Origin of the sequence: Psychrobacter sp. 16-MNA-CIBAN-0192 (assembly GCF_040309565.1) — a bacterium.
In the GTDB taxonomy this organism is placed as follows: Bacteria; Pseudomonadota; Gammaproteobacteria; order Pseudomonadales; family Moraxellaceae; genus Psychrobacter.
This window is the reverse complement of the sequence record NZ_JBEOOX010000752.1, coordinates 1-233: the sequence shown is the minus strand read 5'-3', so window position 1 is coordinate 233 and position 233 is coordinate 1. Positions and strand designations below refer to the sequence as shown.

General features: G+C 67.0%; 1 protein-coding gene. It reads right to left on the bottom strand.

Going from position 1 to position 233, the window contains the following annotated elements:
* Window positions 1–233: hypothetical protein (locus tag AAEY78_RS15090; protein ID WP_352340327.1), on the bottom strand; the 233-nt coding region annotated here is incomplete at both ends.

Genomic DNA, 233 nt, shown 5'->3' with positions numbered 1-233 from the left:
CGGATAGCCGAGCGCGCGCCACGACTTCGTGATCTCCGCGTACGCACGCAGCTCGACCATGCGGCGGATGCGCCGGTCCTGCGTCGCGTGGTAGCGGGTCTTGTACAGCCACGAATACGTGTAGAAACGCGCATCGCGGCTGTCGCGCTGAACCTCGGCGAGCGATGCGCCCGGATGCGCGCGCAGGTAGTTGAGCGTCCACAGCGCGAGCGGATGGACGCTCGCGATATAGC